The following is a 22,388-nucleotide window of genomic DNA, read 5'->3' on the forward strand; positions in this document are numbered from 1 at the left end:
TCTCATGGTCGAAAAAGCCGGATGTAACGTTTTTTCGCGAAAGTTATACAGTTCGAAAGGCATCCTGAAGCCAGCAAAGCCGGCTGCCATTGAATGTAATGATATCGAAACGGCACGGCGGGGTTTGTTTGAAGTGGCGGCGAACAAGGTGAGGCAGCCAGAATTGGGCTGCCCGAATAACGCGTTTTTGTTTGTGCCGCCCTACTGTTTCGGCCGCCGAGCCGTAATTGGCGTTGCGCCGACAGCGTACTTCGATAAATACAAGTATATTCTGGTCGCGCGCAACGATATCGATTTCCCCAGCACGGCACTTAAGGTTGCGTGCGAGTACGCATAAGCCGTGTTGTGTCACATGATAACAAGCCTGGCTTTCGGCTGCGTGCCCCAATTGCTGGCTTGCGGATACGGGGGTGAAGGGCAGGGGCATGGCTGTTTTAGGCGTCGTATTTTTTCTGCGACGACGAATCGCCCTTTCCTGTGCTGATCGGATTACCTGTTCCGGGCTTAGTGGCTTTGGCAAAGAAGCGTCGCTCATGAAATTGAATAACTGTAACTAAGGCTGCCTAGTATGCGTGAAGAGAATGGGTTTGATGAACCCCCAATGTCGTGGAAACGTCTCACTGAACGGGTGGACCAGCAAGATTGGCCTGCCGGTGCGTTGTATGTCATTGCGACGCCTATTGGTAACTTGGCCGACTTGAGCCTGCGGGCTGTAGAGGCGTTGCGGCGATGCGACGTGATCGCAGCTGAGGATACCCGCTCCAGCCGCCAACTACTGGATGCCTGGGGGGTGAACACGCCCATGATGGCCGCTCATCGGCACAATGAGGCAAGTGCTGCCCAGGCCATTATTGGGCGTCTGCAGAAAGGAGAGCGGGTAGCTCTGATCTCCGATGCTGGTACGCCTGCCGTGAGTGACCCGGGGGCGCGGGTGGTGCGAACGATTGTTGCCGAAGGTTATCGCGCGATTCCGGTTCCGGGAGCCAGTGCAGTGATGGCGGCTTTGATGGTAAGCGGCGCTACAACGGATGACAACCCGGCTTATATGTTTGCCGGCTTTACGCCGCACAAAACAACGGCGCGTCAAAAGTGGTTTCGACGCTGGTCAGCAACCAATATGCCGGTTGTGTTTTTTGAGTCACCCCATCGTCTTGCCGCGTCGATGGGCGATTTGGCCGATGTGCTGCCCGGTGATCGTCTGGTGACGATTGCACGCGAGCTTACCAAACGGTTTGAACAGGTTGTGACGTTGCCGCTTAATGAAGTGCAGGCATGGCTGCAGCAGGATCCACATCATAGCCAGGGCGAGTTTGTATTGGTTTTGCATCCGTCACCTGATGCGCCTGATGAAGCGCCGCCGGCTTATGTGTCGACATTGCTGGATGCACTGTTGGAGGATTTAAGCGTGAAAGATGCCGCGCGGATTGCGGCGCGGGCAACGAATTTGCCCAAAGCAGATTTGTACCGCATGGCCTTGGAGCGCGGGAAGAATGAGTTGTAAGGCGACACTACCGCAGGGCAATTGTGGGTTGTGCCCCTAAAATTTCCTCAAAACGTAAAGCGGCATTCACCGCTTCCGTGCGGTTTGAGTATGGCCCGAGCTGAACCCGATACAGTGTATTCCCAGGGCTCACCTGGGCATTTTTATAGTCGATGGAAGCAAGTTCGGCATTGATCTTTTCGGCCAGGGCTTGTGCATTTTCAGCGTTGCTGAAAGCACCGAACTGAAGGTAAAACCCGGATGGTGTAACGGGTGGAACCTTACTTGGATCTGGATCAACGCTGTCGGCTTCCGTATCCGGCTGGATTTCGTTTGAGTCAGCCATTTCCGCCTGGAGTTGCATGGCAATCAGTGCGTCCGGCACGATGCGTTCGCTGACCGGTTCAGCGGGAATTGCCGGCTGCGGTGTTGCGGCCGAGGAAATGGGAGGCGTTGCAGGTTCCGATGGCATGGCGCCGACGCTGTTCTGCGCCTGGGCATATGTAGTGGGGCCACCGAAACGCCCCGCTCGGATATCGTCATGCGTAATCGCCTCGACAATCACCCGGCCGCTCCCCGGACCGATCAGCCCGAGCTTGGACGCCGCTACGTAAGAAAGATCAATAATTCTGCCGCTGTGGAAGGGGCCGCGATCGTTAATTCGCACAATGACCGAGCGGCCGTTTGCCACGCGTGTCACGCGGGCATAACTGGGTATAGGAAGTGTGGGGTGTGCGGCTGTCATGGCGTACATGTCATACGTTTCGCCATTAGCGGTTTTATTACCGTGAAATTTGCGTCCGTACCATGAGGCAATGCCTTCCTGCCGGAAGGGTTGGTCGCTTGACATAGGGATATAGCGTTTACCGAAAACCACATAGGGGCGTTTGGTAGCCCGGTGGTGGGGTTCAATACGCGGGGTGGCATCGGGTATGGCCTGGATATTGGCGGGGGGATCGCTGCCTGGGCCATCGTCTTTGTAGTAGCCACCGCGTTTACTACCCGATGAAGAACACCCTGCAATAATCAGGCAGAGCAGAAAAGCGAACAGTAGATACCCAGGGCGTTGCTTGTCATTCATGGCTGTTCAATGGCCGGAAGGTTTCGATGCCTGATCAGTAAAGGTGAGTGATCTGCAAACCGTTCGGCTAATTTTTCAACAACATACACCGAACGGTGTTGCCCCCCGGTGCATCCAATTGCCACGGTTAGATAATTGCGCGTATCTTGCAAATATAAAGGTAACCAGCGGCGGATGAAACCGGTAATGTCGTCCAGCATCTGGTTAACGTTGTTGAATTGCATCAACCACTGGGCCACGGCTTGGTCTCGCCCTGTAAGAGGCTTGAGTTCGGGGTCATAGTGCGGGTTTGGTAAACAGCGAACGTCAAAAACGAGATCAGAGTCGGCCGGCACGCCGCGTTTGTATGCAAACGATTGGAAGGTCAGTACGACGTCGGCCCGGCCTGCCTGAATCAGGTCTCGCATCCAGGCGCGCAATTGGCCCGGCGTAAGCTCGGAGGTGTCGATAACGTGTTCCTGGTCGCGCATCGGTGCGAGCAGCTCGCGCTCGGCGTGAATGCACTCAAGCAAGGAGGCCGATTTGCCTTCTTTGCGCAAGCGATCCGTAAGCGGATGCCGGCGGCGCGACTCGGAATAACGTTGCATCAGTGCGTGGTCACTGGCATCGAGGAAAATGGCTTTGAATTCAACACCTTGAGACCTGAGCCCGGTCAGGACGTGGGGCAGGGTAGCCAAATCGCCGGGAGATCGGACATCGATGGCAACTGCAATTTGTTTTAATTGTTCTTCGCGAACGGTATTAATGAATTCGTTGAGGAACTTGACGGGCAGGTTATCGACGCAGGTGTAGCCGGAATCCTCGAGTAAGCGTAAAGCAACTGATTTGCCTGAACCCGATATGCCTGTGATAAGAACAATTTTCATGGCGGTTTAGTCGGGTCGACTGTTTTCCATAATTGCCAAAGCCTGGCGCTCAATAAATTCGCCCATCGTGTCGATACCTCGTAATGACAGGATGGTGTTGCGAACCGCTGCTTCCACCAGGACAGCCAGGTTACGTCCGGCGGCCACTTGAAGCATGACCCGGCGAATGGGAGTGTCGAGAATATCCTGGGTCAAGTCTTGAACCGGAAGACGTTCGAAGTTCTCAGCATTGGCCCGGACGAGCTGGACAATCAGCTTCAGGCGCATTTTGCGTCGAACTGAGGTTTCACCAAATATGGTGCGAATGTCCAGAAGGCCGAGACCGCGCACTTCAAGCAGGTTTTGCAGCAGTGCCGGGCAATGACCTTCTATGATTCCCGGGGCGGTACGCGACAGCTCAACGGCGTCGTCGGCAACCAGCCCATGGCCGCGGGAAATCAGCTCCAGCGCCAACTCGCTTTTGCCCAGGCCCGAATCGCCCATAATTAAAACACCTAGCCCCAGAACGTCGAGGAACACCCCATGGACCGTGGTGCGTGGGGCCAGCCGTTTGCCAAGGTAGATGCGCAGAAGGTCGATAAGTTTTGCCGCTTCGACGGACGTCGAGAGGAGCGGGATTTGCTGGACATTACAAAAGTCGCGCAGGTCATCCGGGGCGTCGAGACTATCGGCCATTAGAATAGCCGGGACACCGCCTGCGACAAGGTCTTCCAGGTGGTGAATACGACGCTTGGGTTCAAAGCGGGTGTAGTACAGAAGCTCTTCCTTGCCGAAGACTTGTATACGCGATGGGTGGATCAGGTTCAGGTGGCCGACCAGGTCGGCACCGGCCATACCAACATCGGGAATAACGCGATGTGCGGCGCCCAGGCCTGCAATCCAATTAAAAGCGATTTTGTCGGTGTTGTCGCTGACCAGTTCTTGAACAGTGAGCATGATAATGGGCCGTTTGACGGGTTAGGTATGTTCAACTGTTGTAAGCAACTCGTGAACCCGTTCCGGGTCGGTTTCCGCTGACAGTGCCTCGCGCAGCTCTGTGTTGGACGCCATGCGTGCAATTTCCGCAAGCAAATCGAGGTGCATTTGTGTTGCCGCTTCGGGAACCAGCAGGAAAAACAATAAACCCGCCTGGCGCCCGTCGGCTGGATCGAAGCGTACGGGTTCGGCGAGCCGGTAAAAGGCGGCGATAGGTTCTTTCAGGCCTTTGATACGCCCGTGCGGAACGGCCATGTTGTGCCCCAGCGCGGTTGAACCGAGGCGCTCCCGCCCAATAAGACTTTGAAAAACCGCCGTTCGGGCGACGCCGTGATGGTTCTCGAATAGCAGCGCCGCCTGTTCGAAGGCCCGTTTTTTACTGGTTGCTTCGACATCGAGCACCACATTCTGCAATGGCAGGATACGCGACATTAAGTTCATGACGACCATTATATGAGCGGAAATGAAAATTCAGAAGGAAATTACAAATGCGAAAGCCCCAATCGGTAGCGGGATTGGGGCTGACTCATGAAGCCAATTAGAGCACATTTGACGTTATTCAGCACGGAAGTGCTCGCATTGTGACCAATTTGGCTTGAATGACGCGAAAACGCTATTGATCGACGGCAATTTCCTGCCGTTTGAGCGGCTCGTGAGCATGATTTTGTACTTTGTCTTTGTACTTGATCACTTGCCGGTCTATTTTGTCTGCCAGCAAATCGATGGCAGCGTATAGGTTTTCGTCGGAAGCTTCGCAGTGAAGGTCTTTGCCAGGCAAACGCATGGTGACTTCAGCTGTGTGCTTGAGACGCTCTACCGAGAGCATGACCTGGGTGTCGATAACGTTGTCGAAATGCCGGGCAACCCGAGCCATTTTCGTTTTAACGTATTCGTTGATAGCGGGAGTGACTTCAAGGTGACGACCGGTGATACTCAGGTTCATGTTGTGCTCCTATAAAAAACAACATTGCGCTTGGTGCGCCTGAATGAAAGAACGACTACCCCTCCTTTTTTTGTTGTCACGTGTTCAGTGTATCGTTTGTGGCGGGTAAATCAAGTAGCACAAGTACAGGGTTTGTTCGAAGTCAAAGTATGGGTGAAAATCACATACGGAAGTTTTTGCCCAGATAGACCTGGCGTACCGCCTCGTTGTCGATGATTTCGTCTGGATGACCATTGGTCAGCACTTTACCTTCACTGATAATGTAAGCACGGTCGCAAATACCCAGCGTTTCCCGAACGTTGTGGTCGGTAATCAATACACCGATATTCCGGCTTTTCAGGAAGTGGACAATACGCTGAATTTCAATGACCGCAATCGGGTCCACCCCTGCGAATGGTTCATCGAGCAGGATGAAGCGTGGGTTGGTTGCCAGTGCGCGTGCAATTTCTACGCGGCGGCGCTCGCCACCCGACAGAGAAATGGCGGTATTGCCACGTATGTGCTGAATTTGCAGTTCGTCGAGCAGCTCCTCAAGACGCTGCTTTATTTGATTGCCGGTAAGAGGCGTGCCACGTTCATCGATTTGCAGCTCCAACACGGCCTGAATGTTTTGTTCCACCGTGAGGCGACGAAATACCGAGGCGTCTTGGGGTAGATACGACAGCCCAATGCGGGCGCGTTTGTGCATGGGCATGGCCGTAATGGGAACGCCGTCGATTTCGATGCGCCCGGCATCAGTTGGGACAATGCCGACAATCATGTAGAAGCTGGTTGTTTTGCCCGCCCCGTTAGGGCCCAACAGGCCCACAACTTCACCACTGTCGACCGACAGCGAAACATCGTGTACAACGGTGCGCTTCCCGTAGGTTTTACGCAAACCGGTGGCGATCAGACTGCCTTTGGAGTCGCTGGCGGCGCGAACAGGTGCGCGGGATGTGGACGTGACTGCCATACTACCCTCTTCGCTTAGCGATTTTGGTTTTGCCGGCATTCCGCTGCTGCAGCTTCGGCCTTTGCACCCGGCGTGGCAACTGAACGGACCCGCCCACCTGCGGCAGATGAGTTTGGCCCGCCAAACGCCTTGTAAATACTGGTTGCCTGGTTATAAATAACCCGTTCCCCGCGGATGTTGTCGAGGCGTTTTCCACATACGTATTTGGTGACGATGGCCTGACCGATCATTTCAATTTCCTCGGTTTTGCCGTTGTATTCCGCCCGCAGGCCACGTGCTTCAATGACTTCGAATTTTTCCGGGTTTTCCTGGCGGATGAAAACGAGTTTCCCCTCGTTGGCGGTTGCCGTACCGTATTGAAAGCCTTCTTCGTCTTCGCGCATGATGAGCGTGTCGGCGTTCAGCGTCATTTGGCCGCGCGTCATGACCACGTTACCGGTAAAAGTGCTTTCTTGCTTGATGTCGTCGTAATTTAGCGTATCGGATAAGATAAGGGTGTCGGGCTCTTCAGCAGGGTTATCGTTTGCCTGCTGAGCGCTTGCCAAAGACGATAAGGCCATCAGTGCGCTAACACATACCCAGCGGCAAAGGTGTTGAATAGATAAGCGGTTCATAATATTTTTTCTAGTCGTTCGATGTGGCGTTTTCAGTGCGTTGCGAGCGTGATTCTTCGCCCGATATTTTTACGTCGCTGGCCGAGAAAACCTCAAGTGTACGAGACTCGTTGTCGTAGCGCATGCCTTTTCCGTTAATTCGCGACTTCCCGTTTTGTACCAGCGCCGGCAGGTCGGTGTAGGCGACATCTTCGTCGGGCAGCAGAATGAGTTTTTCGCTGGTCACGTCAAGCGCGGGCCGGTCGTCGTAGGGAACCCGGTGCAGGTGGGCGTCGCCGGTAAGTGTGATGCGGCTGCCGTCCTGATCCATGATGGCTTTGTTCCCGGTACCCACGGTAATGGGTGACCCTGCACGTTGACCAACGGCACGTGCATTGTCGACTTCATAGGAATCGTCGTCGGGGTAATGCTGCAGGTAGTCGCCCTCCAGCCGGTTAATGGCCTCGCCCTGGGGGTTGGTTCTTACCATGACGAAACTTTCGGACCAGGCGTCAGGCTCATGGGTAATGCGCCGGGGTGGCTCCAACTGCACTGCGCGCTGCGTGTATTCCGCCGCCCACCAGCTTAAAACAACCAGTGAGCAGAGCAGTAATATCGCGATGAATCCAGGTAGCCGTTCTTTCATAATATGTTATTGCGTGACATCGCCCAGTACGACACTATTTTGCGACAGGAAAGGGCCCAGGCGTTTCTGTGCGGCCAGAATCAGGTCGCAACACTCTCTGGCGGCGCCTTCCCCGCCCGGCTTGCCTGATACCCAATGTACGGCTTGTTCAATATAGGCGGGGGCGCCGGGCACCGAAGCGGCAAGCCCGACACGTTGCAACGCGGCCAAGTCCATGATGTCGTCACCCATAAAACCTATTTGATCGAAGGACAGGCCATGCTCCTGAGCGATTTGGGTAAGGGATTGAAGCTTGTCGCGCACCCCTTGCAATACAATCTCAATACCGAGTTCGGCGCCTCGCCGGGCGACAATAGGGCCTTTTCGGCCCGTGATGAAAGCCACCACAATGCCGCTTTCCCTAAGCATGCGCAGCCCATAACCGTCGAGCGCATGGAAGCGTTTGGCAACTTCACCGTTTTCGCCGTACCAAAGTGCACCATCGGTAAGGATGCCGTCGACGTCGAAGGCCATGAGTTTGATTTCCCGAGCGCGGTTGACCACGTGCTCAGGGACACGAGCCAGGATGAGCGCTTCTGCGGGGTGTGGAATAGCGGGTGTTTTCATATTCAGATTACCTTGGCGGCCATGAGGTCGTGCATATGCAGGGCGCCAATGAGTTTGCCTTGTGTGTTAACGACAACGACTTGCGATAGTTTGTTGGACTCCATTATCGAAGCCGCTTCGACGGCGAGCGCATCGGCGCTCACGCTGCGTGGGCCGAGTGACATGCCGTCGGAGACATTCAGGTGGCGGATATCGCCTACCTTTGAAATGAGACGACGCAAATCGCCGTCGGTGAAGATCCCAATGGGTTCTTCCTTGTTATTCACAACAATGGTCATGCCCATACCTTTGCGCGACATCTCCTCGAGCGCTTCCTGGATGGGGGTTGCGCCTTGAACAATGGGCAAAGCCTGACCGTGTCGCATGATGTCGCGCACGTGAGTTAGCAAGCGACGCCCCAGGGCGCCGCCCGGGTGCGATCGGGCAAAATCCTCGGCACCAAAGCCGCGCGCCTCGAGGCAGGCAACCGCCAGCGCATCACCCAGTGCCATGGTGGCGGTGGTGCTGGCTGTGGGCGCCAGATTAAGCGGGCAGGCCTCTTGTTCAACGCGAACGCTCAAATGTACTTGCGCACTGCCGGCCAGTTCAGATTCGGGGTTGCCTGTGATGGCGATGATAGGAATGCCCATGCGCTTACAGACCGACAGGACGGTAATCAGTTCCTCGGCAGTGCCCGAATAAGAAATGGCAATGACGACGTCTTGGGGGGTGAGCATGCCCAGATCACCATGGATGGCTTCTACGCCATGCATGAAAAAAGCAGGTGAGCCTGTGGAAGCAAGCGTTGCCGCCATTTTTCTGCCGATGTGGCCGGACTTTCCGATGCCGGTCACCACCACTCGGCCACTGCATGCCAAAACCAGTTTGACCGCTTGATGGAACGTGTTATCAAGGCGGTTGCTGAGGCTTTCGAGCGCAGCGATTTCGGTGCTGAGCGTCCGGCGGGCGGAGGCCAGTGCGTTGGTGGCGGAAAGGGAGTCTGAAAGCGTCATTATTCGATTTTAAACGTTGCGAATTGTTTTTGTTTCAATGGGTGGGCTGCACAGTTCAGGCAATATTAAGGTTATAGTTAGTGCCTGGTTCAATTTTGTTGTGGCGACCTTAATGCATACCGATCCTGCCGAGTACATCCGCAATGCCATCCGCAGCGTGCCCGATTGGCCCAGCCCGGGTGTTACATTTCGCGACATTACCCCTATATTACAAGACCCGCGCTCATTTCGGGTTTTGGTCGACCTGTTTGTTTATCGTTATATGCGCCAACGACTCGATCTGGTGGCGGGTGTCGATGCCAGGGGGTTCATTCTGGGCGCGGTGCTGGCATATGAATTGAACCTGGGGTTTGTTCCGGTGCGGAAAAAAGGCAAGTTGCCTTTTCAAACCCTGGCCGAGGAATACACCCTGGAGTATGGCAATGCAACCGTTGAAATGCATACTGATGCCGTGAAGCCCGGGCAGCGCGTGTTGCTGATCGACGACCTGATCGCAACAGGCGGCACTATGGTGGCCGCCGCCAAGTTATTGCAACGTTTGGGTGCCAATGTGGTTGAAGCCGCCGCTATTATCGACCTTCCCGATCTTGGCGGGTCGAAAAACCTGAAAGACACCGGTTTGCCGCTTTACACTGTGTGTACGTTTTAATCCGGCGCCGCCTTACAAGAATAACTGGTAGGCGGGATTGTCGGTTTCGTTCCAATATGGGTAACCCAGGGTTTCAAGAAACGCTTTGAACGCTTTTTTGTCGGCTGGGGGAACTTGCAGCCCTACCAGGATACGGCCGTAGTCATCGCCTTGGTTTCGATAATGAAACAGGCTGATGTTCCACTCGGGGCTCATTGAGCTTAAAAATCGCATCAAGGCGCCTGGTCGTTCCGGGAACTCGAAGCGGTAAAGAAGCTCATGTTCCGCCAGGTCGGAGCGCCCCCCCACCATAAAACGCAAATGGGTTTTGGCCATTTCGTTGTGGGTCAGGTCAAGGGCTTCAAAGCCTTTGCGACTGAACATGTTGGCCAGCTTTTCACCTTCCGAGGGTGAGCTGATTTGGAGGCCGACAAAAACGTGGGCGTTTTTAGCGTCGGAAATACGGTAGTTGAACTCGGTAACGCTACGCGCGCCGATCGCTTCGCAAAGCTTCAGGAAACTGCCGCGTTGTTCGGGAATGGTGAGTGCCAAAAGTGCTTCGCGTGCCTCGCCGACGTCGGCCCGATCGGCCACAAAACGCAGACGATCGAAGTTCATGTTGGCGCCGCTGGCGACGGCGACCAGCGTTTTGTTTTTCCACTTGTTTAAAGCCGCGTAGCGCTTGGCGCCGGCAATAGCCAAAGCGCCCGATGGTTCGAGCACGCTGCGGGTATCCTGGAAAACGTCTTTAATGGCTGCGCAAATGGCATCGGTGTCAACCGTCACGAAGTCGTCGACCCACTCGCGCGTCAAGCGGAAGGTTTCTGCACCGACTTTCTTGACTGCCGTGCCGTCGGAAAAAAGGCCTACGTCGTGCAATTCAATGCGTCTGCCCGCTTTAACGCTACGAATCATGGCGTTGGAGTCTTCGGTTTGGACACCAATCACTTTAATATCCGGGCGCAGTTGTTTTACGTAAGCCGCCACCCCGGATACGAGCCCACCTCCGCCGATGGCGCAGAAAATGGCATCGATACGGCCCGGGTGTTGACGCAGGATCTCCATGCCTACCGTGCCTTGGCCGGCAATGACGTCGGGGTCGTCGAACGGGTGCACAAATGTAAGACGTTCTTTCTTCTCGAGCTCTTTGGCGTGAAGGAAAGCATCGGAATAACTGTTGCCGACCAACACCGTTTCGCCGCCGAATGCCTCGACCGCCCGGACTTTCACCTGAGGGGTGGTGGTAGGCATGACGATAACCGCGCGGCACCCCAGCTTTCGTGCAGACAGCGCCACCCCTTGTGCATGGTTGCCCGCCGAGGCTGCAATAACGCCACGCTTTAATTCGGCTTTGCTAAGGTGCGCCATTTTGTTATAAGCACCCCTTAGCTTGAAGCTGAAGACTTCCTGTGCATCTTCGCGCTTTAGAAAGAAATTGTTCTGGGTACGCGCGGAAATCTGGGGCGCATATTCCAGGGGTGATTCAATGGCGACATCGTAGACTTTGGATGTGAGAATGCGTTTGAGATAGTCGGTTGACATGATGCGATTGAGCGCTAGAAAAGGGGCTTGATAAAGGGATTTAGGTTACCACAGCGCATGCTTCTTACACAGACAAAGGACAGGAAATATGCAAGGGCAATGGGGCGCGATGGTTTCTGATCTACTGGCTTTTCTGGCCATGCCCGAAGTTGGTTTAAGCGCGGTGTTCGTTATAAGTTTTTTGGCGTCAACCCTGTTGCCGCTGGGCTCCGAGCCTGTTTTGATGGCCTATTTGCAGCTCCAGCCTGGCAACGTCTGGCCGGCGCTGGCGTTGGCCACGCTGGGTAACACTTTAGGTGGCGTGGTGAGTTACGCCATGGGTATGGGGGTAGTCTGGGCCGTACGTTACTTCGGTGAAAGTACTGGACGTTGGCGGGGTGTTGCGCAGGGCTATGTTCGACGCTTTGGCCCGCTGGCGCTGTTTTTTTCCTGGTTGCCGGTAATAGGCGACCCACTTTGTGCGGTGGCCGGCGGGATGCGTTTACCTTTCTGGCCATGCTTGTTTTTCATCGCATTTGGGAAGTTTCTGCGGTATTTATTGGTGGCCTGGGCGTTTTTATGGGCTTCTTCAGGGGTTTAAGCGCCTTGTGTGCTTGACCGATGCAGTAAACTGAGGGATTACCCAAATCTTTTTTTTGACAGCGACTCCATGAACGCCCCTATTGCCAGCCAATTGCTTGCGAATTTGCCGTCAAACGACGCACCGCGTCTACGTGAAATTCCATACAACTACACTTCTTTTTCCGATCGCGAGATTGTTTCTCGATTGTTGGGTGAAGAGGCCTGGTCTTGGTTAACCGATCTGCGCGGAGAGCGTAAAACCGGTCGTTCGGCCAGAATGTTGTTCGAAGTGCTGGGTGATATCTGGGTAGTGAAGCGCAACCCGTATTTGCAGGACGACTTGCTCGATAACCCCAAACGCCTTGCGATGCTGGTAGAAGCCATGACGCACCGACTGGGTGAAATTGACAAGCGTCGCGACGCGGGTGACCCCGAACGCGATAACAAAGTTGTGTTATTGCTGCAGGCGGCGCGTGGCGCCGTGAGCGCTTTCCAGCTTGAGTTCGAGCAAACACGGGCATTGCGCAAAAAGGTCATGAAGCGCCTGGCCAAGGTAACCGCGCGCGACAATATCAAGTTCGACGGGCTGTCGCGCGTTTCGCATGTTACCGACGCAACCGACTGGCGTGTTGAGTACCCATTTGTGGTTTTAACACCCGATACCGAGGCCGAGATGGCGCCGCTGGTGCGCGCCTGTATCGAACTGGAACTCACCATTATTCCGCGTGGGGGCGGCACGGGTTATACGGGCGGCGCCATTCCGCTTACCTGGCGCTCGGTGGTGATCAATACCGAAAAACTCGACAAGCTGGAAGCGGTTGAGCATATGACGCTGCCGGGTCTTGAGCAGCCGGTTGCCACTGTGTTGGCCGGGGCAGGTGTGGTAACCCGCCGGGTAGCCGATGCCGCCGATGAGGCCGGCCTGGTGTTTGCTGTTGACCCCACGTCGGCCGATGCCTCGTGTGTGGGCGGTAATGTGGCTATGAATGCGGGGGGCAAGAAGGCCGTGCTTTGGGGTACGGCGCTTGATAACCTTGCATGGTGGCGCATGGTCGACCCGCAAGGCAATTGGCTTGAAGTCACGCGTGTAAACCACAATATGGGCAAAATCCACGATGTCGAAGATGTCCAGTTCGACATCAAATGGTTCGACGGTAGCCGTGCGCCGGGCGAGCGTTTGTTGAAGTCGGAAACGTTGCGCATAGAAGGGCGCAAGTTTCGCAAGGAAGGTTTGGGTAAAGACGTCACCGACAAATTTCTGGCCGGTTTGCCGGGGGTGCAAAAAGAAGGTTGCGATGGTCTTATTACGTCGGCCCGCTGGGTGTTGCACCGTATGCCTGGTGAAACGCGCACGGTGTGCATGGAGTTTTTCGGCCAGGCGCGTGATGCTATTCCGTCAATTGTGGAAATCAAGCAATACCTGGATGGTGAAGGCAAGCTGCAAGGTGCGTTGCTGGCTGGGTTAGAGCATCTGGATGAACGTTATTTGCGTGCGGTGGGTTATGCCACCAAAAGCAAGCGCGGCGGCTTCCCGAAAATGGTGCTTATAGGCGACATTGTGGGCGATGACCCCAACGCCGTCGCAGCCGCTGCCAGTGAGGTTGTGCGGCTGGCCAATTCGCGCCACGGGGAAGGGTTTGTCGCGGTAAGCGCAGAAGCACGTAAGAAGTTCTGGCTCGACCGTGCCCGTACCGCAGCCATTGCGCGCCATACAAACGCATTCAAGATCAACGAAGATGTCGTGATCCCATTGAACCGCATGGGTGAGTACACCGATGCTATTGAGCGAATCAATATCGAGCTTTCCACGCGCAACAAGTTGCGTTTGCTCGACCAGCTTGAGCAGTTTTTTGGCAGCGAAGCTCTGCCTGTGGGTAAGACCGAGGACGCAGAAGAGGCTGAAATGATGCGCGCCGGGGTGTTGCGCGAGCGAACCGAGGCTGCATTGGAGGTGTTAACCGAAACCCGTCGGCGTTGGGTATGGTTGCTTGAAAACCTCGACATGCCTTTGTCGCAAGCGTTGTCGCAAATTCCGGCATTGGGTTTGGAAAGCTTGGTGCCCGCGCTTCGAGAACGCCTGGATACGCAGCCCGAGGCGCGCGTGTTCGACGTGATGCAAGATCGCACCATTCGTGTTTCGTGGAAAGCCGAGGTACGCAGCCACATGGAGCGCATCTTTGCCGGTTCTGCCTGTGCGGCGGTGTTAGCCAAAATTCAGTCGATTCACGATGAGGTATTGAAAGGGCGTGTGTTCGTTGCGTTGCACATGCATGCGGGTGACGGCAACGTGCATACCAATATTCCGGTTAACTCCGACAATTACGAAATGATGCGCGAGGCTAATGAAACGGTGGCGCGCATTATGAAAATTGCCCGCAGTCTGGATGGCGTTATTTCCGGTGAGCACGGCATTGGCCTGACCAAATACGAGTTTCTTACGCCTGAAGAACTACAGCCGTTCCAGGATTACAAACGGCAGATTGACCCGCAGGGCCGGTTTAACGCCGGTAAGCTCATGCCAGGCGCCGATTTGCGCCATGCCTGGACACCTAGCTTCAACCTGTTGGGCCATGAGTCGCTGATTATGCAGCAAAGCGAGATCGGCGCCATTTCCACCGCCATTAAAGATTGTTTGCGTTGCGGTAAGTGCAAACCCGTTTGCGCCACCCATGTGCCGCGCGCCAATTTGTTGTATTCGCCTCGCAACAAAATTCTGGCCACCTCGTTGCTTATCGAGGCCTTCCTTTATGAAGAGCAAACGCGGCGGGGCATTAGCTTGAAGCATTGGTCCGAGTTTGAAGATGTGGGTGACCATTGCACCGTATGCCACAAGTGCTATAACCCGTGCCCGGTTGATATTGATTTCGGCAATGTGTCCATGGATATGCGCGCCTTGTTGCGTCGAATGGGCAAGAAGTCGTTTAATCCCGGCACGACGGCGGCCATGTTCTTCCTGAATGCAAAAGATCCACGCGTGATCAAGGCAACGCGCACGGCCATGGTCGACATCGGCTACAAGGCGCAGCGTTTTGCCGCCGACTTGTTTAGCGTGCCGGCGCGCCGCCAAACGCAGCAACCGCCCGCCACTATTGGTAAAGCCCCCATTAAAGAGCAGGTTGTGCATTTCGTGAACAAGAAAATGCCGGGTGGGCTACCCAAGCAAACCGCACGCAAGCTGCTCGATATTGAAGACGCTAACTACGTGCCTATTATTCGCAACCCCAGCTCAACGCACGTTGATTCGGAAGCCGTGTTTTATTTTCCGGGTTGCGGGTCCGAGCGCCTGTTTTCGCAGGTTGGTTTGGCCACCCAGGCCATGTTGTGGCATGCCGGTGTACAAACCGTTTTGCCGCCGGGTTACTTGTGTTGCGGTTATCCGCAGCGCGGCAATGGCATGTACGACAAGGCCGATAAAATCATCACCGACAACCGTGTGCTGTTTCACCGTGTGGCCAACACATTAAACTACCTCGACATTAAAACGGTCGTTGTGAGTTGTGGTACTTGTTACGACCAACTGGCCGGCTACGAATTTGAAAAGATTTTTCCTGGGTGCCGTTTAATTGATATTCACGAGTACTTGCTTGAAAAAGATATCAAACTCGAAGGCGTGACGGGTATGCGTTATATGTATCACGATCCCTGTCACTCACCCATGAAGCTGCAAGACCCTATGAAGACGGTGAAGTCACTTGTGGGGACTGACACAATCAAAACCGATCGTTGTTGTGGCGAGTCGGGCACGTTGGCCGTATCGCGGCCCGACGTATCAACTCAAGTGCGTTTCCGCAAACAGGAAGAGCTATTGAAAAACACAGGCCAGATTCGTGCCGATGGTTACGATGGCAATGTGAAAATGCTGACTTCCTGTCCTTCGTGTCTGCAGGGTTTGTCGCGCTATGAAGGTGACACCGGTATGGAAGCCGATTACATCGTGGTCGAGATGGCACGTCACGTGTTGGGCCAATCCTGGCTTGAAGACTATGTGAAAGCAGCGAATGCCGGTGGAATAGAGCGGGTGCTGGTATAAGCCGTTTCCCGTTATCGATTGTCGTGCTATTGGTTACCGGGCACGACAAGCCGGGAAGGCGGAAAAGCCAACGTAAACAAGCTGCCGGCGCCCAGTCGGCTATTAATGGTAAGTTCGGCGTTATGACGCATGGCGACATGCTTTGTAATAGCCAAACCCAGACCTGTGCCGCCGGTAGCGCGCGAGCGGCCGCGATCGACCCGATAAAAACGTTCGGTTAAGCGTGGTATGTCTTGCGCGGCAACGCCAATGCCCGTGTCTTGTACCGAGTAATGTGCGCGTCCGCTTTCAGTTAAATACCAACTTACCGTAATGGTGCCGTCTTTAGGGGTATAGCGAACTGCATTGGTGAGCAAATTGCTTACCGCCGAGGCAAGTTCCGATGCATTACCTTGTATGTATAAGTCATCCGCGATGTTCTCCACAAATACGTGCTGGTCTTTAGATAAGATGCGCGCCTGATTCAAAGCCGTGTGAATGATTTCGGCCATATTAACGGGCTCTCCCGACACGGAAGGGGATGACTCCAGCGTTGATAATGTGAGCAAGTCGGCCACAATGGCTTGCATGCGTTGGGCCTGGTCGATCATTAAAGTCAGGTAGTGTTCGCGCTGTTCAGGTTCAATGTGTTCAGCGGGAATGGATTGCAGCGTTTCCAGAAAACCGACCAAAACTGTTAGGGGGGTGCGCAGTTCATGTGAAACATTTGCCACAAAGTCTTTGCGAGTGGTCTCGAGCTTTTCCAGTTGTGTGACATCACGCGTCACGATCAGATACTGGCCAATACCGTAGGGCGTGAGCTGAACTAATATGGCGCGATTTTGGTCGTTGCGAACCAAGTGAAGCAACAGGGGTTCAGGCCACTTCGATTGCTGGGCGTACTCATGAAATTCGGGCGCGCGCAAAATGTTGAAAATACTGAAGCCGCGGTCAGTTTCAAGGTTCAGCCCGGTGTGTTCGGTAGCGGTTTTGTTGCACCAGGTTACCAGCATCTCTTCGTTTAACGTAATGGCTCCATCGGGCAAGGCCTCGGCGGCAAGCATAATGCCCGCAACGTGTCGGTTTAGTTCTTCGATTTCCAGACGGTCTTTACGCAGTTGCCGGTAGATGGGCGCCAGAATTTCGTCCCACGGACCGACCGACGGGGGTGGGGGTGTATGAATATGAAGAACCCATTTGCGAATTTGAGAAAGCTGCGCCCCACTCACCAGAATCATGCCGAGCAGACCTGCCGTTAAAACGAACCACCCTGTTGTTGGATTAATCCATTCACCCACCGCCCAGCCAAGCAGTATCCAGGCGCCGAGTGAGATCAGGGTTTTCTGCATGATAAGAGGCCTTGATGCTGCTTAGGTTGTTCAATTAGGTACGGTTTAAGGCGTTGCACTGGGTAAACGGGCGGCAAATCGATAGCCCGCGCCGCGTACGGTTTCAATATGGTTTTCGTGACCGCTGGGCTCGAGCGCTTTACGTAGCCGACGAATATGAACGTCGACGGTGCGCTCTTCGACAAAGACGTGATCACCCCATACCTGATCGAGCAATTGTGAACGGGAAAAAACGCGTTCCGTGTGCGTCATGAAAAAGTGTAGCAAGCGAAACTCAGTGGGGCCAATCGATAGAGCGGTGCCGTTTCCGCTGACCCGGTGGGTGGAGGGGTCGAGAACCAGTGTGCCGATTTGGATAATGTCATCGGTGAGCTGGGGAGCGCGGCGACGCAACACGGCTTTGATGCGCGCCATGAGCTCTTTGGGTGAGAAGGGCTTGGTGATGTAGTCGTCGGCGCCGGCCTCCAGGCCTTCTATTTTATCGTTCTCCGCCCCTTTCGCAGTGAGCATAATCACGGGGACTTGGCGCGTTCTTTCGTCGGATCTCAGTTGTTTTGCCAGAGTGATGCCTGAGGCGCCGGGCAGCATCCAATCGAGCAAAATCAAATCGGGTAGTTCGGCACGGATGAGCGTTTGTGCTTGTTCCGCATCGAATGCGCGCAGTACCTTGTGACCGGCAAATGACAGGTTTACAGCGATTAGCTCCTGAATCGCGGGTTCATCTTCAACGACGAGAATAGTGGTGTTCATGGCAGTTTTGGGTTAAAGGTAAGGACCCTGCCATATTATGGCTTGATTGTTACAGGTTTGTGAAAAATTCGTGACGGTTGTCCAAATTGGCGGCAAGCTGCTGAAACCGGCGTGTTGGCTGGCGGGGCATCGTGAGTTGGAGTACGATACGCGCTATGAATCGTACTCCTTCTTCTCCTCCCTCAGGGCGTCAAACGCACTTTGGCTATAAAACAGTCGATGAGGCTGAAAAAGCCGCCAAAGTCGCTCAGGTTTTTCATTCCGTTGCGCAGCGTTACGACGTTATGAATGATCTTATGTCAGCGGGTTTGCATCGAGCCTGGAAAGCTTTCACCATCGCCCGGGCCAATGTCCGTCCCGGCATGAAAGTGCTTGATATCGCAGGGGGAACGGGGGATCTGGCCAAAGCATTCGCGCGCAAGGTTGGGGCCTCGGGTGAGGTTTGGTTAACCGATATCAATGACTCCATGCTGCGCGTAGGTCGTGATCGTCTGGTTGATAAAGGCCTGATTACACCGGTTGCCGTGTGCGACGCTGAAAAGCTGCCGTTTCCCGATGCTTATTTTGATCGCATTACGGTAGCATTTGGTTTGCGCAACATGACACATAAAGAAATTGCGTTGGCGGAAATGCGTCGCGTGCTGAAGCCCGGCGGTAAGTTATTGGTGCTTGAGTTTTCGCGTGTCGCCAAGCCTTTGGCGCCGGCGTACGATTGGTATTCATTTAATATCCTTCCCTGGCTTGGCAAAAATGTTGCCAAAGACGAAGAAAGCTATCGTTATCTGGCCGAATCTATTCGTATGCACCCCGATCAGGAAACCCTGGCGCAAATGATGCGCGATGTCGGGTTCGATCGCGTGCGTTATTTCAATTTAACCGCCGGTCTGGTTGCCTTGCACGAAGGCGTGAATCTGGGCTGACGCTGCACTGGTTTTTGGATTGCCGATGCATTTTTGTTGAGCTTGTGTTCAGGTTCTAGTAAGATTAAGGTTGTTGTCTTACAACCATCGATCAATTGATCGTTCACTGGAGCTTTACAAATATGTCTAGTCGCTTGTCTCGCTACTTTGCGGGTGTGCTCCTGGCTTTCAGCACCTTTGCTATGGTGTCTATTTCCTTCGATGCAGAAGCACGTCGATTTGGTGGAGGCGCAAGTTTTGGCCGTCAGTCCACCAATGTTACGCAGCAACGTCAGGCGGCTACTCCGTCCACTACAACACAGCGTAGCGCTTCGCAAAATACCGCGGCGTCTACAGCCGCTGCGGGTGGGGCTGCTGCACGTTCAGGTATGTCACGTTTCTTGGGGCCAATAGCGGGTATCGCAGCGGGCTTGGGTATTGCGGCACTGCTTTCGCACATGGGGTTGTCGGGCGCATTTCTTGAGTTCATGTCCAGCCTGATTCTCATTGGTCTGCTGGCTTTTGCCATCATGTTTATTGTGCGCCGTTTGCGTGGCGCTGTTTCCGGCCCCGCTACGCAAAGTGCGGGCATGCAGCGCAACAACCAGCAAGGGTCTCATGAGGTTTGGAGCACGCCATCGGCACAACCAGAGGCGCCCTCTATGGCGCCTGTTGCAGCAACCGATGTGCCGGGAACGTTGTCAACTGCCGATCAAGGTAGTTGGTTCATTCCTGATGATTTCGATACGGGCGCCTTTCTGGCAAATGCCAAGAAACAGTTCCTGGAAGTCCAGCGCCTGTGGGATGAAGGCAACATCGATGGGTTGTCTGAATATCTTACCGACGATATGGTTGCGGAATTCCGACCCCAGATGCAAGCGCGTGAGGGTCTGTCACAACATACCGAGGTTCTGCTGCTGAATGCGGAGCTGCTGGGTATTGAAGCTCTTTCCGATGGCCATTTGGCCAGCGTACGGTATTCGGGCATGTTGCGTGAAGAACCCGGTGCGGAAGCGGTTCGCATTGAGGAAGTATGGAACCTGTACAAAGCAAACGGCTCGGGCTGGTTGCTGGCGGGGCTTCAGCAACTGTCTTCGAATAAAGGTTAACCGCAGGTTTGTTGCATGTCGTCTTCCGGCCGGGCGGCGGTTGTTTAACAACCGTGCCCGGCTTTTTGTTGGCGGCGTCGCGTTGTCCCTAAAACCGGTACACTTACGGCTGTTCCAAGATATTTTTCTATGCGTAGGTGCTGCGCATATCCATCATGCTGCCTATTCCTGATTTTCTGGCGCCGGCCAGGGTTTTCGCCAAAATACTCAATGGCTTGTTGGGGCGTGAGCAATGGGCTGCCGAGCGTTTGGCCCGGCATGAAGGAAAAACGATTCGTTTTTATATTGGCGCGCAGTCGGTATGCTTAACGGTGGTTGCGGGTGGTTTGGTTGAGGCTGCTTCGCGCGAGTCCCAACCGCAAGTTACTTTAACGCTCACCAGTCACCAATTGGGCCAGGTTTTGCAGGCCGTGCGGCAGGGCAACACCGACGAGGTCGCTCATTTTTTGCATGTGGAAGGGGATGCAGGCCTGGCGACGGTTGTGGCCGAGCTGGCGCGCACCCTGCGCTGGGATCCTGAAGAAGATCTTGCGCGTTTTGTGGGTGATGCTGCGGCGGTACGTGTAAACGCCGGCTTCCGTTCTATTCTGGCGGCTGCGCAGCGATCCAGTGGGCGTTTTGCCGGGAATATGGTTGAATACCTTATTGAAGAGCGTCAGGTTCTGCTTGGGCGGCATACACATGAAGCGTGGTCGGCGCAATTAAGCGATTTGCAGGTCCGACTGGATCGTTTGGACGAAAAAGTAGGTGCACTCGAAACGCATGTGCGTTCCAACCGAAATGGGGGCGGAAGATGATGACGTTTTTCCGTCTTGTCCGTATTATTTTAATATCCCTGCGGTTCAGGCTCGATGAATTGGTTTTATCCAGCATCAAGCATCCCGTTGCGGTTTTTATGCTTCGCATTGTCCGCTTTGGGCGCCCCCCCCGAACCGATCGAGGCGTGCGTTTGCGCCTGGCGCTTGAGTCGTTGGGTCCGATTTTTGTTAAGTTCGGGCAGGTTCTTTCCACCCGACGCGATTTAATTCCGCTGGATATTGCCGAGGAATTAGCCAAGCTGCAAGATCGTGTCCCGCCATTTCCGTCCGACCAGGCCGCTGAATGTGTTCGCGTGGCGCTAGGGCAGTCGCCCAATGAACTGTTCCGGCAGTTCGACAAAGATCCGGTGGCGTCGGCATCCATTGCCCAGGTGCATTTTGCGGTGTTGCACGATGGCCGAGACGTCGCGGTGAAGGTCTTGCGGCCGGGCATGTTGCGTATCATTGAAAAAGATTTAACGTTAATGCGGGCACTGGCCGGCCTGGTGCAGAAGATGGCGCCGGATAGTCGTCGTCTGAAACCTCGTGAAGTGGTGGCCGAGTTCGACAAATATCTGCATGATGAGTTGGATTTGGTGCGTGAGGCGTCGAATTGCAGCCAGTTGCGTCGTAACTTTGGCCCGGAAACAGGTCGGCAGAGTTTACTGACTGTTCCCGAGGTTATCTGGGAGTACACCACAACCACTGTCTTCACCATGGAGCGAATGCGCGGCATTCCGGTTAGTCAGATTGGGCGGTTGCGCGAAGCTGGTATCGATATAAAGGATTTAGCCCGTACGGGGGTGGAAATATTTTTCACCCAGGTTTTTTCCGACGGTTTTTTTCATGCCGATATGCATCCGGGCAATATTTATGTCTCTGATGCGCCCGAAACGCTGGGGCGTTATATTGCGCTCGACTTTGGCATCGTGGGCTCGTTGTCGGAGCATGATAAAAATTATCTGGCGCAAAATTTCCTGGCTTTTTTCCATCGCGATTACCGCCGCGTTGCCCAGTTGCATATTGAATCTGGGTGGGTGCCGTCAAACACGCGGGAAGAAGAGCTGGAAGGCGCTGTTAGAGCCGTGTGTGAGCCCTACTTTGATCGACCTTTGTCGCAAATTTCCCTGGGCCAGGTGTTGCTTCGTCTATTTCAAACGTCGCGCCGTTTCAATGTTGAGATTCAGCCCCAGTTGGTTTTATTGCAGAAAACCCTGCTGAATGTTGAGGGCATGGGCCGTGAACTTGACCCCGATCTCGATCTTTGGAAAACCGCCAAGCCGTATCTGGAAAACTGGATGCGTGAACGCGTAGGCTATAAAGGTTTTAAGCAGCGTCTCGATCAGGAGGCTGGGCAATGGTCGCAAATGTTGCCGCAACTGCCCCGCTTGGTCTATAGCAATTTGTCGCGACCGGATTCCCTGCCAGGCCTGCAGGTAGAGATTCAGCGCCTCAGGAAAGCACAAGAGCAGAATAACCGGCTGGTTTCCGCCCTTGTTGCGGTATTGGCGGTGGCTATTGGGGTGGCCATTTGGGCCATTGCGGGAAAGTAGTATTTCTGTGTACTCTATCTAGTTCGGCGAATGTTGAAATATTGCTGATATATCAAG

General features: G+C 54.4%; 22 protein-coding genes. 8 read left to right on the top strand and 14 right to left on the bottom strand.

The window, feature by feature from the left end; all coding sequences use genetic code 11:
* Positions 1-43: 43 nt before the first annotated feature.
* Positions 44-535: a YraN family protein gene (locus G9Q38_RS05500; RefSeq protein ID WP_166128627.1), complete on the bottom strand. Its 492-nt coding sequence runs from the start codon at positions 533-535 to the stop codon at positions 44-46.
* 33 nt (positions 536-568) lie between these two features.
* On the opposite strand from G9Q38_RS05500, the gene rsmI reads away from it, so the two are divergent.
* Positions 569-1,501 carry a 16S rRNA (cytidine(1402)-2'-O)-methyltransferase gene (gene rsmI / locus G9Q38_RS05505; protein WP_166128630.1) on the top strand — a complete coding sequence of 311 codons (933 nt, stop codon included), beginning with the start codon at positions 569-571 and terminating at the stop codon, positions 1,499-1,501.
* A 7-nt stretch (positions 1,502-1,508) separates the two neighbouring features.
* Here the strand turns inward: rsmI and G9Q38_RS05510 are convergent, their stop codons facing one another.
* From G9Q38_RS05510 to G9Q38_RS05555, 10 genes are all read right to left on the bottom strand, one after another.
* Positions 1,509-2,561 carry a septal ring lytic transglycosylase RlpA family protein gene (locus tag G9Q38_RS05510; protein ID WP_166128633.1) on the bottom strand — a complete coding sequence of 351 codons (1,053 nt, stop codon included), beginning with the start codon at positions 2,559-2,561 and terminating at the stop codon, positions 1,509-1,511.
* Positions 2,558-3,427: an RNase adapter RapZ gene (gene rapZ / locus G9Q38_RS05515; RefSeq protein ID WP_114421333.1), complete on the bottom strand. Its 870-nt coding sequence runs from the start codon at positions 3,425-3,427 to the stop codon at positions 2,558-2,560. The genes G9Q38_RS05510 and rapZ overlap by 4 nt, the downstream gene beginning before the upstream one ends.
* 6 nt (positions 3,428-3,433) lie before the next feature.
* Entirely contained in the window at positions 3,434-4,363 is a 930-nt protein-coding gene (gene hprK / locus G9Q38_RS05520; protein WP_119441289.1) for an HPr(Ser) kinase/phosphatase, read from the bottom strand.
* Between the two features lie 21 nt (positions 4,364-4,384).
* Positions 4,385-4,843 (bottom strand): PTS sugar transporter subunit IIA, encoded by a 459-nt coding sequence (locus G9Q38_RS05525; protein ID WP_166128636.1) that lies wholly within the window; start codon positions 4,841-4,843, stop codon positions 4,385-4,387.
* Between the two features lie 172 nt (positions 4,844-5,015).
* Positions 5,016-5,345 (bottom strand): ribosome hibernation-promoting factor, HPF/YfiA family, encoded by a 330-nt coding sequence (hpf, locus tag G9Q38_RS05530; RefSeq protein ID WP_114421330.1) that lies wholly within the window; start codon positions 5,343-5,345, stop codon positions 5,016-5,018.
* 160 nt (positions 5,346-5,505) lie between these two features.
* Positions 5,506-6,297: an LPS export ABC transporter ATP-binding protein gene (gene lptB, locus G9Q38_RS05535; protein ID WP_166128639.1), complete on the bottom strand. Its 792-nt coding sequence runs from the start codon at positions 6,295-6,297 to the stop codon at positions 5,506-5,508.
* A 14-nt stretch (positions 6,298-6,311) separates the two neighbouring features.
* Entirely contained in the window at positions 6,312-6,911 is a 600-nt protein-coding gene (gene lptA, locus G9Q38_RS05540; RefSeq protein WP_166128641.1) for a lipopolysaccharide transport periplasmic protein LptA, read from the bottom strand.
* A 10-nt stretch (positions 6,912-6,921) separates the two neighbouring features.
* Positions 6,922-7,536, bottom strand: a complete 615-nt coding sequence (gene lptC / locus G9Q38_RS05545) for an LPS export ABC transporter periplasmic protein LptC (protein WP_166128644.1) — start codon at positions 7,534-7,536, stop codon at positions 6,922-6,924.
* A 6-nt stretch (positions 7,537-7,542) separates the two neighbouring features.
* Positions 7,543-8,142, bottom strand: a complete 600-nt coding sequence (locus G9Q38_RS05550) for a KdsC family phosphatase (protein WP_166128647.1) — start codon at positions 8,140-8,142, stop codon at positions 7,543-7,545.
* 2 nt (positions 8,143-8,144) lie between these two features.
* Positions 8,145-9,134 carry a KpsF/GutQ family sugar-phosphate isomerase gene (locus tag G9Q38_RS05555; protein WP_166128650.1) on the bottom strand — a complete coding sequence of 330 codons (990 nt, stop codon included), beginning with the start codon at positions 9,132-9,134 and terminating at the stop codon, positions 8,145-8,147.
* A gap of 112 nt (positions 9,135-9,246) precedes the next feature.
* Here G9Q38_RS05555 and G9Q38_RS05560 point away from each other — a divergent pair, with 112 nt between their 5' ends.
* A complete protein-coding gene (locus G9Q38_RS05560; RefSeq protein WP_114421379.1) occupies positions 9,247-9,783 on the top strand; it encodes an adenine phosphoribosyltransferase in 537 nt (178 codons plus the stop codon).
* Between the two features lie 12 nt (positions 9,784-9,795).
* On the opposite strand, the gene ilvA is transcribed toward G9Q38_RS05560, so the two are convergent.
* Positions 9,796-11,304 carry a threonine ammonia-lyase, biosynthetic gene (gene ilvA / locus G9Q38_RS05565; RefSeq protein ID WP_166128653.1) on the bottom strand — a complete coding sequence of 503 codons (1,509 nt, stop codon included), beginning with the start codon at positions 11,302-11,304 and terminating at the stop codon, positions 9,796-9,798.
* A gap of 88 nt (positions 11,305-11,392) precedes the next feature.
* Between ilvA and G9Q38_RS05570 the strand changes: the two genes are divergently transcribed.
* Both G9Q38_RS05570 and G9Q38_RS05575 read left to right on the top strand, forming a co-directional pair.
* Positions 11,393-11,884 (top strand): YqaA family protein, encoded by a 492-nt coding sequence (locus G9Q38_RS05570; protein WP_166128656.1) that lies wholly within the window; start codon positions 11,393-11,395, stop codon positions 11,882-11,884.
* 69 nt (positions 11,885-11,953) lie between these two features.
* A complete protein-coding gene (locus G9Q38_RS05575) occupies positions 11,954-15,895 on the top strand; it encodes a DUF3683 domain-containing protein (protein ID WP_166128658.1) in 3,942 nt (1,313 codons plus the stop codon).
* Between the two features lie 26 nt (positions 15,896-15,921).
* Here G9Q38_RS05575 and phoR read toward each other — a convergent pair whose 3' ends face one another.
* Positions 15,922-17,223 (bottom strand): phosphate regulon sensor histidine kinase PhoR, encoded by a 1,302-nt coding sequence (gene phoR, locus G9Q38_RS05580; protein ID WP_166128661.1) that lies wholly within the window; start codon positions 17,221-17,223, stop codon positions 15,922-15,924.
* A 45-nt stretch (positions 17,224-17,268) separates the two neighbouring features.
* The gene (gene phoB / locus G9Q38_RS05585) at positions 17,269-17,973 is read right to left on the bottom strand and encodes a phosphate regulon transcriptional regulator PhoB (protein WP_166128664.1); all 705 of its coding nucleotides are present in this window, start codon (positions 17,971-17,973) and stop codon (positions 17,269-17,271) included.
* A gap of 155 nt (positions 17,974-18,128) precedes the next feature.
* Between phoB and ubiE the strand changes: the two genes are divergently transcribed.
* The 4 genes from ubiE (at position 18,129) to ubiB (ending at position 22,331) form a co-directional block, all read left to right on the top strand.
* Complete coding sequence (gene ubiE / locus G9Q38_RS05590; protein ID WP_166128668.1) at positions 18,129-18,893, top strand: bifunctional demethylmenaquinone methyltransferase/2-methoxy-6-polyprenyl-1,4-benzoquinol methylase UbiE; 765 nt, start codon at positions 18,129-18,131, stop codon at positions 18,891-18,893.
* A gap of 122 nt (positions 18,894-19,015) precedes the next feature.
* Positions 19,016-19,981 (top strand): Tim44 domain-containing protein, encoded by a 966-nt coding sequence (locus G9Q38_RS05595; protein ID WP_166128671.1) that lies wholly within the window; start codon positions 19,016-19,018, stop codon positions 19,979-19,981.
* A 155-nt stretch (positions 19,982-20,136) separates the two neighbouring features.
* Positions 20,137-20,778 carry a ubiquinone biosynthesis accessory factor UbiJ gene (locus G9Q38_RS05600; protein WP_166128674.1) on the top strand — a complete coding sequence of 214 codons (642 nt, stop codon included), beginning with the start codon at positions 20,137-20,139 and terminating at the stop codon, positions 20,776-20,778.
* Positions 20,775-22,331, top strand: coding sequence for a ubiquinone biosynthesis regulatory protein kinase UbiB (gene ubiB, locus G9Q38_RS05605; protein WP_166128676.1), 1,557 nt, complete (start codon positions 20,775-20,777; stop codon positions 22,329-22,331). Before G9Q38_RS05600 ends, ubiB begins: the two co-directional genes overlap by 4 nt.
* The last annotated feature ends 57 nt before the right edge of the window (positions 22,332-22,388 follow it).

It is taken from the genome of Pusillimonas sp. DMV24BSW_D (assembly GCF_011388195.1).
Taxonomy (GTDB): Bacteria; Pseudomonadota; Gammaproteobacteria; order Burkholderiales; family Burkholderiaceae_B; genus Neopusillimonas; species Neopusillimonas aestuarii.